The organism is Pseudoalteromonas issachenkonii, assembly GCF_002310795.1.
GTDB classification, from domain to species: domain Bacteria; phylum Pseudomonadota; class Gammaproteobacteria; order Enterobacterales; family Alteromonadaceae; genus Pseudoalteromonas; species Pseudoalteromonas tetraodonis.
On record NZ_CP011030.1, the window covers coordinates 340492 to 355717 of the forward strand.

Consider the following 15226-nt stretch of genomic DNA (forward strand, 5'->3'; position numbering starts at 1 on the left):
ACTGTACTGCGGATGTATTTAAGGCTGCGTTTATGTTGTTTGTAATTCAGGCTCTTGTAAAGTTACCATGCAAAAGCTTTCATGAAGCAACAATGTAGTAACCTTAATTGCATAAATTTTAACCCTAGAAGATAAACTTGCCTATAATAAGGTGCTTTTTTGTTAACCAGTGGGTAATTATTTAGTTTAATTGCTCGTTATATGGCTTTTTATCCTAATTGACTTGAAATACCCGACCGATTACTGAGATAATCCCTTTCTTAATTTTGGGGCCAGGTCGTTAGGCGGGGTTTTATTTCAAATTTTAGAGTTCGTTTGTACTAAAAGATATGGCTGAGAAACGTAATATATTTCTAGTTGGCCCCATGGGGGCTGGCAAAAGCACGATTGGTCGTCACATCGCTGACCAATTACACCTTGAATTTGTTGATTCTGATCAAGAAATCGAACGTCGCACGGGCGCAGATATTGCCTGGGTATTCGATCTTGAAGGTGAAGAAGGCTTTAGACTTCGTGAAGAATCTGTTATTGGTGACTTAACCGAAATGCAAGGTATTGTACTTGCAACAGGTGGTGGCTCAGTAATGAGTAAAGAAGTTCGAAACAAGCTTTCGGCTCGCGGTATTGTTGTATACTTAGAGACACCGATTGAAAAGCAAGTTGCACGTACGCAACGCGACAAGCGTCGCCCATTACTGCAAACAGAAGAAGCACCTCGTGATGTACTTGAGCGCTTAGCAGAAGAGCGTGAACCATTATATAAAGAAGTAGCTGATTTTGTTGTACGCACTGATGAGCAGAGCGCGAAAGTTGTTGCTAACCAAATCATCGAGAAATTGGATTTTTAAAAGCCAGTATTAAAAAGGACTAACCCAGCATGCTTGAATTAACTGTTAATTTAGACGAGCGAAGTTATCCTATTTATATTGGTCAATCTGCACTTCAAGATACAGGCCGTCTAATCCATCACATTGGTGATTGTCGGCCTATCATCATTACTAATGAAACGATTGCACCGCTGTACCTTCAACAGTTGCTTGATTCATTAGCACAGCTAAACCCACTGCATTTTATTATTCCAGATGGTGAGCAATATAAATCACTCACTTGGTTTGAAAAAATTTCGGCATTCCTACTTGAGAATAATTGCGGCCGTGACACCTGCTTAATTGCATTAGGTGGTGGCGTTGTAGGTGATTTAACTGGATTTGTTGCTGCTTGTTATCAGCGTGGCGTCCCTTTTATCCAAATACCAACCACTTTATTATCTCAAGTTGATTCTTCAGTTGGCGGCAAAACAGCGGTTAATCACCCGCTAGGTAAAAATATGATTGGAGCTTTTTATCAACCCCAAGCTGTATTTATTGACACGCGTTCGTTGCATACCTTACCAACACGCGAGTTTGCTGCAGGCATGGCTGAAGTTATTAAGTATGGCTTGATTTACGATACTGAACTGTTTGCTTATCTAGAGCATAACATCGCTAAATTACAACAATTAGACGAGACGTGTTTACAGCACATCATCTTCAGATGCTGTGAAATTAAAGCGCTTATTGTTGCACAAGATGAAAAAGAGCAGGGCCTTCGTGCGTTGTTAAATTTAGGGCACACGTTTGCGCATGCTATTGAAGCACAAATGGGTTACGGTGTTTGGTTACATGGAGAAGCTGTCGCGACAGGTATGGTGCTTGCTGCAAAGCTTGCTTATACTCGCCAAGATTTAACACGAGAAGATGTAGAGCGTATTGCTACATTAATAGCGCAATATAGCTTACCAATCGAGATACCTAGCGATATGACCAGTGAGCACTTTTTACTGCATATGCGAAAAGATAAAAAGAATAAAAAAGGGACTATCCGATTCATTTTACCCACCGAATTTGGTCAATGTGCATTAGTTGATGATGTGTCTGATGATCAAGTCAGAGCATTGATCGAGCAATAAATGCAGTCACAAATTTTACCGAGCCGTGCGGCTTTGGTGGATAGAATCGCATTGCAATTTGAATATGGTCAAAACCTAATTGTTTTGTTGGGCACTTCTGGTTTAGGTAAAAGCTATTTGCTTGAAACCTTCATCACTGATAAATATAACGATTTTAATAAAGCGTTTGTGCAAGTTGGCGCTCAAATGACTGATGTGCAATTGATGACTCAATTATTAGAGCAAAGCTTTAATGCCCCTTTAATTGATCACAACCTGAGCTTATCACAAAACTATTATCAATTAGCGAAGCAACAACAATGCGGCGCGTGTTTATGGGTTATCGATGGCGGCAGGCACCTATCTGAAGAACTAATTGCAGAGCTCGAGCTGTTATCAAAAAGTGCGCCCAATGTGCTTTACATTATGATTGCATCGCAATCTAAATTGCCGTTTAAAGAGGCAGTTAATATTCATTTAGAGCCATTAAACTTAGTTGAAAGTAAGCAGCTAATGGGATGGTACTTTACGGCGTTACCTTATGATGAAGACCCTGTATTTAAAACCTTTTTAGTTGAAGCCCAAGGTAACCCAAGTCTTTTATTAGCCTGGCAGCCTAGCGAACAAGTTGCTGATATTATCGTAAAAGACAAAGTATCTTGGCGCTTACAGTTGCTCACACTATTACTCATAATAATGTTATTGATTATTGGCGTTGTATACAAAGCTGATATGACCCAATGGTGGAAAAATGCTAATCGTCAAAGCGATGAGCAAGTCCTCACAACCGCTATTACAACCGAGCAAGCTATTCAAAATAAACAACAACCGGTTAAATCACCAACCCTGTTTACTTCGCCACAGCCTATAACTAAAGAGCCAACTACAGATGAGCGTGCCCACAATGACGTGCCAGCAATTGTAGGAAGTTTAACTGAGCCATCGACTTTAACTGAACAAGAAAAGCCAGCACCGCCGCCGGTTGAAGAAGCCATTAGCGTACCTGAGGTGGTAAAGCAGCAAAGCCAAATAGTAAAAATACCCAGTAACTGGTACCTAGAACAACCTGAAGATAATTTTGTTATTCAGCTATTAGCCGTAACTCAGCATCAGGTAGGCAATGAGTTTATTGCTGAACATAAGCTAGAAAGTATTACCAATACATATCAAACTAAGCGAAATGGTAAAATATGGTGGGTGGTAACAACAGGCAGTTTTGCTAACTTAAATGAGGCAAAACAAGCACTGCAAGCACTCCCCGCTGGAGTAAGAAAAAATAAACCTTTCTATAAAAAAATTAGCAAAATAAAACAAGAAATTGCACGAGTTGATCAGTAAACTCAGTGACTTTAGTGTAAAATCGCGCAACACCGAATTGAAGTAAAGAGCCAATGCAGCAAAAGAGTAGAGCCTTCCTTAAATGGGCTGGCGGAAAATACAGCCTCGTTGAAGATATTAACGCGCGACTAAATCAAGCAAGTAAACATGCAGATACCTTGGTTGAACCTTTTGTTGGTGCGGGCTCAGTGTTTTTAAATAGTAATTTTAAACACTACGTACTTAACGATATAAATGCTGATTTAATCAATTTATATAAAGAGCTTAAACGTTCGCCGGATGAGTTTATTAGCGATGCAAAAAAACTATTTGTTGATTTAAATAACCATCCAGATGCGTATTACGATTATCGTGTGCAGTTTAACCAAAGCAGCGATGTGTATGAGCGAGCTATTTTATTTTTATATATGAACCGCCATGGTTATAACGGATTATGTCGATATAACTTAAAGGGCATTTTTAATGTGCCTTTTGGTAAATATAAAAAGCCTTATTTTCCTGAAAAAGAAATGTACTTTTTTGCCAACAAAGCACAAAAAGCAACATTTACCTGCTTAGGCTACGATGATGTATTTAAACTGGTCCCTAAAAATGCGGTGATATACTGCGATCCGCCCTATGTGCCATTAAGTAAAACCGCATCGTTTACCTCTTACGCTAAAGGCGGATTTAACTTAGATGATCAGGCTAATTTAGCTAACTTGGCTGAGCAAGCGGCATTTGAGAATAACACGCCAGTCCTTATTTCAAACCACGATACCGTGTGGACACGCAAAATTTACAGTCAAGCATCACTGGATAAAATTCAGGTTAAACGTACGATTAGTCCAAAGGGCGGTTCACGAAATAAAGTGGATGAGCTAATGGCTATGTATTTAGCACCGAAGTCACGGTTGCATAAATAGCCAGTACAAATAATACAAACAGTACTACGGCAATAGCTATTAGCGTAATTGGAGAGTGGTACTTAAAGTCTGTTTTGCGCTTATCTTCAGATTGAACACCAAAAAATGCAGCCAGTACGCTTTGTAACGCGCTAAAAAAGTGCTGCATTTAATTAAAATAATGGCTTGATTGAAGAGGGTTTGTGTTTGTCATCAGTACCCGTTAACAACTCTAGCAAGTCTAAGTAATGAAACTGAGCGCTACGGCTATCACCTGTTAACCAAGAGGCCCAAGACGAATCCTCTTCAATTTGAATGCAACGGGTTGCGCTATTATTAATAGCGTTGGTTTGCTCTTTATGAAGACAAATGTTGGCAGAGCTTAAATCTTGCTCAGTATTTGAGCAAAGCGATGTTGCTCCAATAATAACACTTACCGACGTGATTAATAATCCAATTTTAAAAGCACGCATAATATAAACCTAATAATTTAGTTCTTCGTGCAGCATAACAAAAACTGCTTAAATAATACACTTTATTTTTGTTATTGTTTATTTGTATTGTGTTTTAAATACTGAGTGACACCCGCTTAAAAACTGATTCTTTTTTTAATTATAAAGCCTACATCCTCAGCAGGTTATTCTTTTTCATGAATAGCCGCAAATAAGGCTTTAACATTACTTATTTGGCGCTATTTTTAAAGGTGCTACTTGGGTAACTTCGCTAATTAAGTTACATTAACGGCATAAATTATTCATTAACGGATTAGCGATGCTCAACTGTGAACAAAAATACTTAATAGCGCCCTCAATATTATCTGCAGACTTTGCACGATTAGGCGAAGATGTCGACAAAGTGTTAGCCGCAGGTGCTGATGTCGTTCATTTTGATGTAATGGATAACCATTATGTACCTAACTTAACGATTGGCCCAATGGTATGTAAAGCACTTCGCGACTACGGGATTAAAGCCCCGATTGATGTGCATTTAATGGTAAAACCGGTAGATAGCTTAATTCCACAATTTGCCGAGGCGGGTGCATCAATTATTACCTTCCATCCAGAGGCGAGCGAGCATATTGACCGTACTTTGCAATTGATAAAAGATGAAGGTTGTCAAGCAGGCTTAGTGTTCAACCCTGCAACAAGTTTAAGTTACCTCGATCACGTAATGGATAAAGTAGATGTGATCTTATTAATGTCTGTAAATCCTGGGTTTGGTGGGCAAAGTTTTATTCCACAAACACTCGAGAAACTGCGAGAGGCAAAACAACGCATTGTTGAATCTGGACGTGATATTCGTTTAGAAGTAGATGGTGGTATTAAAGTAGATAACATAGCCGCGGCGGCTGAAGCGGGTGCCGATATGTTTGTTGCAGGCTCAGCTATTTTTAATCAGGCTGATTATAAAACAGTGATTGATGAGATGCGTCAGCAATTAGAAAGTGTTAAATAATGAAATATGATGCAGCGTTTTTTGACTTAGACGGCACCCTAGTTGATAGCGTATACGACTTGTATATGGCTTTAAATTTAACACTTACCGATTTAGCGTTTCCAATTGTCAGTCAGCGATTAGTTGAAAGCTGGGTAGGTAATGGCATTGAGGTGTTAGTGAAACGAGCCCTTTGCGGCGATATGCAAATTAGTGAGCACCTCGATGAGGCTTTAAGCGAACGAGCTATCAATCTGTTTTATCAACATTACAGTGAGCAGGTCGGTGAATACAGTGTGTTATATCAGCATGTTGAAACTGGTCTTGCTGCTCTCAGTGGTATGCCTAAAGCACTTATTACTAATAAAGCACGCCGCTTTACTGAAATGCTTTTAGATAAGCTCGCTATTCGCAGTCATTTTGAAGTGATTGTTTGCGGTGACGACATGGCAAAAAAACCGTCACCTGAGCCGCTATTATTTGCTTGCGATGCATTAAATATAACGCCTGATAAAGCGATTATGATTGGTGATTCAAAGAGTGACATACTCGCAGCGCAAGCCGCTAACATTGACGTGATAGCGCTTACTTATGGGTATCACCAGGGAGAGCAGTTAGCGGATTATAATCCGCAGTACCTATGCGATAACTTCTTAGCTATAATACCGACACTAACACAGCGTTAAGCATTTTTAATTAAGTAAAAATAAAGGAAAATCATGAGTAAACCAGTAGTATTAAGTGGCATGCAGCCAACCGGTGGTATGACAATAGGCAACTATGTTGGCGCTATTAACCAGTGGGTTAAGCTACAGGAAGAATATGATAGCTACTTTATGCTTGCAGACTTGCATGCAATTACCGTACGCCAAGACCCTGAATTATTGCGTGATCGTGTACTCGATGGCGTTGCGTTATATACGGCATGCGGTATTAACCCAGAAAAAGCGGCGTTATTTGTACAATCTCAGGTACCTGAGCATGCGCAACTTGGCTGGGTATTAAACTGTTATGCGCAAATGGGCGAGCTTAATCGCATGACCCAGTTTAAAGATAAGTCGGCAACGCATGCTAATAATATTAATGTGGGTTTATTTGCTTATCCAGCTTTGCAAGCAGCTGACATTTTATTATACCAAGCTGATAAAGTGCCTGTTGGCGAAGATCAAAAGCAGCACCTTGAGTTAACGCGTGATATTGCTAATCGTTTTAACAATGTATACGGCGAGATTTTTACGCTGCCAGAACCTTATATTCCTGAGTTTGGTGCGCGAGTAATGAGCCTACAAGATCCACTGAAAAAAATGTCTAAGTCTGATGAAAACCCCAATGGCTTTATTATGATGTTAGACGAGCCTAAAAAGATTGAGAAAAAGCTTAAAAAAGCGGTTACTGATTCAGACGAGCAAGCACGCATTTATTTTGATCGAAGTGAAAAACCAGGCGTTTCTAACTTACTTACGTTATTAAGTGTTGCAACTAAGCGTCCAATCGAAGAGTTAGTACCTGAATACGAAGATAAAATGTATGGCCACTTGAAAAAAGATACCGCAGCAGCTGTTGTCAGCATGATAGAGCCAATTCAGGCTCGCTTTAAAGAAATACGTGAAGACCAAACATTATTAAATAACATCATGAAAATGGGGGCCGAGAAAGCCAGTGCCCGTGCTGAGAAAACATTAAAAGCAGTTTATGATGCGGTTGGATTTATTCCACGCCCATAAGCTTGTTTATTTGCAGATACAAAAATGCCGCTAATTTAGCGGCATTTTTTATATCACGCTGATTAACATTAAAAAGCCAAATATAAATAGAAGTGACATTGCTTGCTTGTCTGTTTTATCCATCAATCGGCCTCAGCAGTTGTTTTGGAAGTTGTATTGTTAATATCAACTAAAGATACTTGGTAGCCTTTATTCTCAAGTAATGTCAGTAAGCTATCTTCTCCGGCGAGGTGTCCTGCGCCCACAAGTACAAATTCACTTTTATCGTTTTTAAACATTTGTTCTACTTTAACTAGCCAGTTATTGTTTCTATCGGTCATTAATTGTTTATAAGTTGCAGGATCATTTTTTTGCATCGGTTCAAGTGCTACTGTATAGAGCGATTGTGTATCACCCTCACGCCAAGCTGAGAGTAATTTTTTAAACATCACACCGTAATTATCAAACCCAGCTAAATTATTTTTGATAAAGTCATTTTCGTTATGTTCACCCATAGTCTTAAATAACTCTAACTGAAATGCCATCGTCTCTAAGTGTTGTTGTTCTTTATTATCTAATGTCGCTTTTTTAGTAAAGTAAGCGTCAACGCCTTCACCCATTAAATTTTGTTTTTGCAACTCCATCGACATCAGCACAATACTAACCATTGCTGGGCGAAAGTTATCTAATTTAGTCAGATTTGCACCAAATTCAGCCAGCTTGTTTTCTAATGCGAGCTTTACCTCTGGAGTTAGCTTTTGGCTCAATGTTTCATTATTTTTATAGGATAGTGCGCTCAACATTTTCATTTGTGCTTGTGCATCGCTAGGATCAGGTATTGGTGCTTCTAATACAATAGTATCTGCTTGTTGATAGGCGTGGTTAAACTCCACTGGTAGAGGCATTTCTGATTTCGGTAAAATGTGTACTGTGCCGCCAATAAATAATGAGTCATTTCCTTTGCTTACCTGCCACACTGAGCTTTGTGCTTGCACAGTCGTTGCTAATAAGCAGCTACTCAATAATACAGTTGCTGAAAATACTTTTTTAGTAAATGCGTTCATAACACTTCCTTAATGAAATTTTATTTATTATTGATTGGTTAAAATAGTGCTTATATAAGTTGTTAGTGATGACGTTATTTTCGAAAGGTTGCTATCAATTTTTGCGTTCATCTTGTTTATAGAAGATTCAAAGTCGGCCGTTATTTGATTCTCTATACTAGTAAATAATGTTTCAGTGTTTACTTCATGCTTAATGAGTGAATCGGTGTTTGTAGCATAAATTATTTGATTGCTATTGGTGACTATTTCACCGGCTGCACATTGCCCTGAATTAGCTAATAGCGTGTTGCTTTTGCTTTCTGTAGCAACTGCAGAGGCTGTACTAAATACTGTTGCTAATATAATTACGGGTAATACTTTTTTAGTTGCGTTATTCATAATGAAACCTTTTTTATGTTTAAAAGTCAGCTTAATTAACATTTAAAAGTCGTGTTCAGTAAGCTGCTTGTTGATGACGTTTTAAAGAATATCGCTGAATTTACCGAGAGTCGCTTATCTAGTTGTGAGTGATTTATTTATAAGAATTTTTATTGTTTTTATTGTTTTAAATTAAAGTGTTAGCCTTAAACCTTATCTGCAGAAATAAGGTTTCTAATTCACCTAACTATATTAAAAAGTGTACCTGTGATAGGGTTAGTGAAAAATAAAAATACGTAAACACTATGAATTATCAAATCGGACCTTGGCAATTTATTAGTAATCGCTGTGTGATTACTTCAAACAACATGGAAAGGGAATTAGACCCACTTTTAGTAAAGCTATTACTGTATTTTATAGATAAGCCTCAACAAATCGTTTCCCGTCAAGCGCTAATAGAGAGTGTGTGGCAGCAAAGCTTTGTAGACGACAATGCCATTAATCGTGCTATTTCAGAGTTAAGAAAGCAGCTTGCTCACCCCATTGAAAAAGCGCCGCTTTTGAAAACGCATTACCGTAAAGGGTACAGTCTAACCGTCATACCAGAGCGCTTAACGCAAGCAAGCGTTTTTGAAGAGCCTGCAAACTTTTTGCCTGACTCACCGGATATTTCTGCAAAAAATGAAGAGGTAGTGACTGCAACTACTTCTCAACCGGTTCAAAGAACGAATAGTAAAAAGTTTTTGATCTATTCTTTAGTCGTCATTATTTTTATATGCTTTTTAGTATGGTTTGGGTTGTTTTTTATTAATGCACCTTCTAGCGAAAAGATTAAACAGATCACGGTAAATAAGGTAGCAAGTACGTGGAATATTGGCAGCGAGGTTCACCCCGAGGTATCTTCTGATAAACAGTTTTTAGCTTACACTAATATAGAACCTGAAAATGACGTAATGCATGCATTTGTTAAGCGTCTTTCAGATCAGCGAGAGATTGAAATTACCTATCCAGGCTTTCAGGTGTCTATTTTATCATGGCAGTTAAACCAGCACTCAGTGCTATTACAAGCTACCAATTTAAAGCAGCAAAAGTGCGAAATGGTACTTGTTGATTTAAGCCAGTTTCCTGTTATTGGGGAGGCTACCTCTATTAAAAAGTGTGACCTTAGATATACAGGTTATGCGCAAGTAGACGAAAGTGGTGAACATATTTATTACACCGAATATAAAAATGAGCATGAAGGTTCAGGTTTATATAAATTTGATTTAGAACTTAAAAAAGAATTCATAGTGATCCCACCACCAGGGGTAATGTATGGCGTAATCATGCCGCGTTTATCTCATTCTGGTAATAAAATAGCATATATACTTAGTCAAAAGGGTAAGCCTTTTTCTGTATTTAGTTATAACTTTGAGACCCATGAAACCAAGCGGTTATTTAAAGCAGAAAAAAGCACGATTAGCTTTGCATTTGATTGGCTTGCTGACGATAAAGGCGTGATTGTATTTGAAGGTTCTGAGCTTTCAACCATTATGTTTGATGAAAAAAACATTGTTAAACATACGCTAACAGTAACCCCAAAGATAAATCCTTATTATATAGCGGTTCACTCTGCCAATAGTCTTTTTTATTCAGAGAATAAAACCCAATCATACTCGCTAATTAAAGCAACAGACCCTTTTGGCGATACACCTAAGTATGAAACACTCTATAAAAGTGATAAAGACGACTACAACATTATTGAAATAGTTAATAAAGAAGGGCCTGCGCATGTTTTCGTATCTGAGCGTTCTGGCAGCAGTCAATTATGGCTCTCTCAAAATGGTTTTACAAAGCAACTTAGCTTTTTTAATTATGATGATGCCCCTTCGATTTTTGCATTAGGAATGCTCAGAGCTTCTCCCAATAAGCAGCGCATAATGTTCATAAAAAATAAAAGCTATTCACTTTATGACGTAAACGCTCAAAAATTTTATCCGTTAGAAGAATTTAATAAGCATAAAATAATAAGCTATATTTGGTCAAAAAATAACGAAAGCATTATTTATATTAAGCGACTTGGTTCAAAAAATATATTGGCAGAATTTAATTTACTCACCCGCGATACACGCGTGATAGAAGGAATAAAAGCGAATAAACTCATTTCAGATAGTAAAGGTAACGGATACGTAACTAATGATAATCAATTAATTCGCCTTTCAGATAGGCAAAGCTGGGAATTACCTAAAAATGCCAAAAAGTCAGTTGCATATGGCATTAGCAAAAACTATTTCTATTATTCAGATTCTATTTCTAGAATCGCTAGGCTAAATTTACAAGATCAAACCATACAAGATACACACGTGGACTTTCGACCTATTGGTTTTGAGGTAAACGAAAGCAATGAAATATTGTTTACGGGATCTAAGTATAAAGATATGCAAATAGTACAAATTAGTTGGGGCGAATAGCGCTATTCATTATGCCGAAAAAGCCAGCGCGCGTGCAGAAACTACATTAAAAGCAGTTTATGATGCGGTTGGGTTTATTCCACGCCCATAAGCGCGTTTATTTGCAGATACAAAAATGCCGCTAATTTAGCGGCATTTTTTATATTTTAATGTTTTGTAGCAGAAATACCGGCAGACTCACAGGCTCTAACTATAAATTGATAACCGTAAGGCATGCTTTGATCAGGCGTTATTTCAATAATTTCGTAATCATTGAGCTCGATTGACTTACTCTCTGTTGATTTCTTACAACGTGAATAACTGTCTGCTTCATAACTATAGGCAAACATGGCAATTAAGCGCTTACTACGTTCAAAGTAGCCTTTAGTATCTAAAAACTGCCTAACCGTTTGAGTGTTCTCATCTTCGCCTTCTAAGCGAATACCAAATGTTTTTGTCTGAGCGCCGTCATTGTCTGAAGAGGGGAGTTTTTTCTCTATTTGCTCACTCAATTTTTCTATGGCTTGCTCTTGCTCAGCGGGGGATTTATTTGCGAGCGATTGGCTATTTTCAAAGCTATTTACTATATCGTTTAATACTTTTTCAGGCGGTTTTTCATCAATAAATGCAATCAGACTTACAAACACTACCGTCGCTAAAAAAAAGCGGGTTAATGCAGTTAGAAGTGGTGAGTAGCTTTGGCTAATAAACTTTATGCGATCAGATCCAAATGGCTTGATTAGTAATAACACTATGATGTAAAAAGGCAAAATAAGTTGTAAGCCGAGCAGTGTTGCCAGAGTTATTCCTAGTGTCCAAGGCGGTAAATATAATAAAGTGGCAAAGTTATGAGTGTAATTAAAGTGATTAGCTGATACCTGAGTGACTTCATTTACAATGCCACTAGCACTTGCTAAAACAAAGTTAGCAATACTGGCATAAAATACCAAAATAAGTGCTTTACCGGCGAGTGAATTCCATAGTTGATTAAACTTAGGCCAAAATTCTATGATCAGCGCAATAATAGTAATAGTGGCACATAGCCACGTTATCTTAAAAATGGCTAGAGTTATAAACGCAAGCAGATAAAGTTTTTGCGCGGTGTTAAGGTTAAACCATATGCTTTTTATATGGCTAAGCAGTTTAACTTGGTGTGGTTGCCAGCTTTTTTGCTGTTGCTTAAACTGCTTATTAGCACGCCATTTTGCAATTTTTAAATACCTTAACACCGACTTTCCTTATCTAAAGCGTATTACCGTTATTTATTTAATAACGGTTTTAAGTAGTGCCCAGTATGAGAGCGCTGGCATTCAGCCACTTCTTCTGGTGTACCTGCAATCAGTATTTCACCGCCGCCAGCACCACCTTCAGGGCCTAAATCAACGATCCAGTCGGCTGTTTTGATGACATCTAAATTGTGCTCAATCACTACAATGGTATTGCCATGATCGCGCAGACGATGCAGTACTACTAATAACTGCTCTATATCTGCAAAGTGCAGGCCTGTTGTTGGCTCATCTAATATGTATAGCGTTTTACCGGTATCACGCTTAGAAAGCTCACGTGCTAACTTAATTCGCTGTGCTTCACCACCAGAAAGTGTTGTAGCGGCTTGGCCTAAGCGGATATAAGAAAGTCCAACATCCATTAGGGTTTTAAGTTTGCGTGCTATGGCCGGTATTTTATCAAAGTAGTCATGGGCATCTTCAACGGTCATATCGAGCACTTGGTTGATGTTTTTGCCTTTATATTGTACTTCTAAGGTTTCGCGGTTATAACGTTTACCTTTACATACATCACACGGCACATATACGTCAGGTAAAAAGTGCATTTCTACTTTAATAACGCCATCACCTTGGCATGCCTCACAACGCCCACCTTTAACATTAAAGCTAAAGCGACCTACTTTGTAACCACGTGAACGGGCTTCTTGAGTACCCGCAAACAGTTCACGAATACCGGTGAAAATACCGGTATAAGTTGCAGGATTTGAACGCGGTGTGCGGCCAATAGGACTTTGGTCAATATCAATCACTTTATCAAAGTGCTCAAGGCCTGCAATTGACTTGTAAGGGGCCGCTTCTGCAGTTGTGGCGCCATTAAGCTCAGTGTGAGCGAGTTTAAATAAGGTGTCGTTAATGAGTGTAGATTTACCTGAGCCCGATACACCGGTAATACAGGTCATTAAGCCAAAGGGTATTTTTAAATCAACATTTTTTAAGTTATTACCGGTAGCGCCAAACAGCTCTAACCATTTATCGTTAGTAGCATGGCGCTCTTTAGGTACTTCAATTTTACGCACCCCCGATAAAAACTGACCGGTAACCGAGTCTTTGCTCGCTAAAATATCATCGCGTGTACCTTGAGCAATAACATGGCCGCCATGGACACCAGCACCCGGACCAATATCAATAATATGATCTGCCGCGCGGATCGCGTCTTCATCATGCTCTACAACAATAACGGTGTTACCTAAATCACGTAAATGCACTAAGGTTTTTAATAAACGGTCGTTATCACGTTGGTGTAAACCAATAGATGGTTCATCTAAAACATACATTACACCTACTAATCCAGCGCCAATTTGACTCGCTAAACGAATACGCTGTGCTTCACCGCCAGAGAGCGTGTCGGCGCTGCGCTCAAGTGATAAGTAATTTAGGCCAACATTTATTAAGAAAGATAAACGATCGCGAATTTCTTTTAAAATCTTCTCCGCAATTTGGCCTTTTTGCCCAGTCAAATGCAAGCCTTCAAAAAAGCTCATTGCCTCACCAATACTCATATGTGTGATGGTTGGTAAGTTAGTTTGACCAATAAATACGTTACGTGCTTCTTGGCGAAGGCGCGAACCTTTACAACTAGGGCACGCTTGACTAGTTTGATACTTAGCTAGCTCTTCACGCACAGAGTTTGATTCAGTTTCGCGGTAGCGGCGGTTCATATTATTTAACACGCCTTCAAATACATGATTACGTGTAATTAAATCACCGCGGTCATTACGGTAATTAAATGCAATTTTAGTATCACCCGAGCCATCTAGAATAATTTTCTTATGTTCTTTAGCTAGTTCCTGATAAGGCACATCTAAATCAAAGTCGTAATGTTGTGCAACTGCTTGCAACATTTGATAGTAGTAAAAGCTGCGTTTGTCCCAACCTTTAATTGCACCGCCAGCTAAACTTATCTCAGGGTTATGAACCACGCGATTAGGGTCAAAGTATTGCCTTACACCTAAACCGTCACAGCTTTGACAAGCCCCGGCTGGGTTGTTGAACGAAAATAGACGCGGTTCAAGCTCTGTCATCGCATAGCCACAGGTTGGACAGGCAAAATTTGCTGAAAACAGCATTTCTTCAGCATTGCTATCGTCCATAAACGCAATGTTGGCAACGCCGCCTGACATTTCAAGTGCTGTTTCGAATGATTCCGCGAGACGTTGTTGCTGGCCGTCTTTGACTTTAAAGCGATCAACCACGACTTCAATTGTGTGCTTTTTATGTAGATCTAGTGGTGGTGGATCAGATAGGTCGCACACTTCGCCATCAATACGTGCGCGAATGTAGCCTTGGCTTGCAAGCTGCTCTAATAGCTTTACATGTTCGCCTTTACGGTCTTTAACAACAGGCGCCAAGAGCATTAACTTTGTGCCTTCAGGCAGCGCCAGTGCGGTATCGACCATTTGGCTGATTGTTTGCGCCGCGAGCGGTAAATCATGAGTCGGACAGCGAGGTTCGCCAACGCGTGCAAACATCAAGCGTAAATAATCGTAGATTTCAGTAATAGTTCCCACGGTTGAACGTGGGTTATGCGAGGTTGATTTTTGTTCTATAGAAATAGCAGGAGAAAGGCCTTCAATATGATCTACATCGGGCTTTTCCATTAATGACAAAAACTGCCTTGCATAAGCAGAGAGTGATTCAACATACCGGCGTTGCCCTTCTGCATACAGCGTATCAAATGCAAGTGATGACTTTCCTGAACCAGATAAGCCAGTAATAACAATTAGTTTATCACGTGGGATGGTTAGGCTGATGTCTTTTAAATTGTGCGTGCGGGCGCCTCGGACTTCAATGTTTTCCATGCTATC

Annotated in this window: 14 protein-coding genes; 8 read left to right on the forward strand and 6 right to left on the reverse strand. The window is 39.0% G+C overall.

The window, feature by feature from the left end; all coding sequences use genetic code 11:
- The first annotated feature begins 329 nt into the window (after nt 1-329).
- The 4 genes from aroK to PISS_RS01560 are packed head-to-tail and all read left to right on the forward strand — an operon-like array spanning nt 330 to nt 4170.
- Complete coding sequence (aroK, locus tag PISS_RS01545; RefSeq protein ID WP_008466255.1) at nt 330-848, forward strand: shikimate kinase AroK; 519 nt, start codon at nt 330-332, stop codon at nt 846-848.
- 29 nt (nt 849-877) lie between these two features.
- Nucleotides 878-1948 (forward strand): 3-dehydroquinate synthase, encoded by a 1071-nt coding sequence (gene aroB, locus PISS_RS01550; protein ID WP_033104301.1) that lies wholly within the window; start codon nt 878-880, stop codon nt 1946-1948.
- Nucleotides 1949-3265 (forward strand): SPOR domain-containing protein, encoded by a 1317-nt coding sequence (locus tag PISS_RS01555; protein ID WP_058154064.1) that lies wholly within the window; start codon nt 1949-1951, stop codon nt 3263-3265.
- 53 nt (nt 3266-3318) lie between these two features.
- Nucleotides 3319-4170, forward strand: coding sequence for a Dam family site-specific DNA-(adenine-N6)-methyltransferase (locus tag PISS_RS01560; protein WP_008115051.1), 852 nt, complete (start codon nt 3319-3321; stop codon nt 4168-4170).
- On the opposite strand, the gene PISS_RS01565 is transcribed toward PISS_RS01560, so the two are convergent.
- Nucleotides 4133-4318, reverse strand: a complete 186-nt coding sequence (locus tag PISS_RS01565; RefSeq protein ID WP_008115053.1) for a DUF2970 domain-containing protein — start codon at nt 4316-4318, stop codon at nt 4133-4135. The two genes, PISS_RS01560 and PISS_RS01565, sit on opposite strands and share 38 nt — an antisense overlap.
- A gap of 4 nt (nt 4319-4322) precedes the next feature.
- On the reverse strand, nt 4323-4622 hold the full coding sequence (locus tag PISS_RS01570) for a hypothetical protein (RefSeq protein ID WP_028834491.1): 300 nt from the start codon (nt 4620-4622) through the stop codon (nt 4323-4325).
- Nucleotides 4623-4920: 298 nt separating this feature from the next.
- Between PISS_RS01570 and rpe the strand changes: the two genes are divergently transcribed.
- The 3 genes from rpe to trpS are packed head-to-tail and all read left to right on the forward strand — an operon-like array spanning nt 4921 to nt 7307.
- Nucleotides 4921-5604, forward strand: coding sequence for a ribulose-phosphate 3-epimerase (gene rpe, locus PISS_RS01575; RefSeq protein WP_016900317.1), 684 nt, complete (start codon nt 4921-4923; stop codon nt 5602-5604).
- Nucleotides 5604-6269, forward strand: coding sequence for a phosphoglycolate phosphatase (locus tag PISS_RS01580; protein ID WP_058154065.1), 666 nt, complete (start codon nt 5604-5606; stop codon nt 6267-6269). Before rpe ends, PISS_RS01580 begins: the two co-directional genes overlap by 1 nt.
- Nucleotides 6270-6302: 33 nt before the next feature.
- The gene (gene trpS, locus PISS_RS01585) at nt 6303-7307 is read left to right on the forward strand and encodes a tryptophan--tRNA ligase (RefSeq protein WP_058154066.1); all 1005 of its coding nucleotides are present in this window, start codon (nt 6303-6305) and stop codon (nt 7305-7307) included.
- A 122-nt stretch (nt 7308-7429) separates the two neighbouring features.
- On the opposite strand, the gene PISS_RS01590 is transcribed toward trpS, so the two are convergent.
- Together PISS_RS01590 and PISS_RS01595 are read right to left on the reverse strand one after the other, a co-directional pair.
- Complete coding sequence (locus PISS_RS01590; protein WP_058154067.1) at nt 7430-8350, reverse strand: TraB/GumN family protein; 921 nt, start codon at nt 8348-8350, stop codon at nt 7430-7432.
- A 27-nt stretch (nt 8351-8377) separates the two neighbouring features.
- Nucleotides 8378-8728 (reverse strand): hypothetical protein, encoded by a 351-nt coding sequence (locus PISS_RS01595; RefSeq protein WP_058155446.1) that lies wholly within the window; start codon nt 8726-8728, stop codon nt 8378-8380.
- A gap of 284 nt (nt 8729-9012) precedes the next feature.
- On the opposite strand from PISS_RS01595, the gene PISS_RS01600 reads away from it, so the two are divergent.
- Complete coding sequence (locus tag PISS_RS01600) at nt 9013-11157, forward strand: winged helix-turn-helix domain-containing protein (protein WP_058154068.1); 2145 nt, start codon at nt 9013-9015, stop codon at nt 11155-11157.
- Nucleotides 11158-11303: 146 nt separating this feature from the next.
- On the opposite strand, the gene PISS_RS01605 is transcribed toward PISS_RS01600, so the two are convergent.
- Both PISS_RS01605 and uvrA read right to left on the reverse strand, forming a co-directional pair.
- The gene (locus PISS_RS01605; protein ID WP_058154069.1) at nt 11304-12365 is read right to left on the reverse strand and encodes a hypothetical protein; all 1062 of its coding nucleotides are present in this window, start codon (nt 12363-12365) and stop codon (nt 11304-11306) included.
- 29 nt (nt 12366-12394) lie between these two features.
- Nucleotides 12395-15220 (reverse strand): excinuclease ABC subunit UvrA, encoded by a 2826-nt coding sequence (gene uvrA, locus PISS_RS01610; protein ID WP_024602149.1) that lies wholly within the window; start codon nt 15218-15220, stop codon nt 12395-12397.
- Between the last annotated feature and the right edge of the window lie 6 nt (nt 15221-15226).

Excerpts from the sequence above, each read along its gene's own strand:
- aroK (WP_008466255.1), top strand. The coding sequence starts at position 330 with ATGGCTGAGAAACGTAATATATTTCTAGTTGGCCCCATGGGGGCTGGC.
- aroB (WP_033104301.1), top strand. The coding sequence starts at position 878 with ATGCTTGAATTAACTGTTAATTTAGACGAGCGAAGTTATCCTATTTAT.
- PISS_RS01555 (WP_058154064.1), top strand. The coding sequence starts at position 1,949 with ATGCAGTCACAAATTTTACCGAGCCGTGCGGCTTTGGTGGATAGAATC.
- PISS_RS01560 (WP_008115051.1), top strand. The coding sequence starts at position 3,319 with ATGCAGCAAAAGAGTAGAGCCTTCCTTAAATGGGCTGGCGGAAAATAC.
- PISS_RS01565 (WP_008115053.1), bottom strand. The coding sequence starts at position 4,318 with ATGCAGCACTTTTTTAGCGCGTTACAAAGCGTACTGGCTGCATTTTTT.
- PISS_RS01570 (WP_028834491.1), bottom strand. The coding sequence starts at position 4,622 with ATGCGTGCTTTTAAAATTGGATTATTAATCACGTCGGTAAGTGTTATT.
- rpe (WP_016900317.1), top strand. The coding sequence starts at position 4,921 with ATGCTCAACTGTGAACAAAAATACTTAATAGCGCCCTCAATATTATCT.
- PISS_RS01580 (WP_058154065.1), top strand. The coding sequence starts at position 5,604 with ATGAAATATGATGCAGCGTTTTTTGACTTAGACGGCACCCTAGTTGAT.
- trpS (WP_058154066.1), top strand. The coding sequence starts at position 6,303 with ATGAGTAAACCAGTAGTATTAAGTGGCATGCAGCCAACCGGTGGTATG.
- PISS_RS01590 (WP_058154067.1), bottom strand. The coding sequence starts at position 8,350 with ATGAACGCATTTACTAAAAAAGTATTTTCAGCAACTGTATTATTGAGT.
- PISS_RS01595 (WP_058155446.1), bottom strand. The coding sequence starts at position 8,728 with ATGAATAACGCAACTAAAAAAGTATTACCCGTAATTATATTAGCAACA.
- PISS_RS01600 (WP_058154068.1), top strand. The coding sequence starts at position 9,013 with ATGAATTATCAAATCGGACCTTGGCAATTTATTAGTAATCGCTGTGTG.
- uvrA (WP_024602149.1), bottom strand. The coding sequence starts at position 15,220 with ATGGAAAACATTGAAGTCCGAGGCGCCCGCACGCACAATTTAAAAGAC.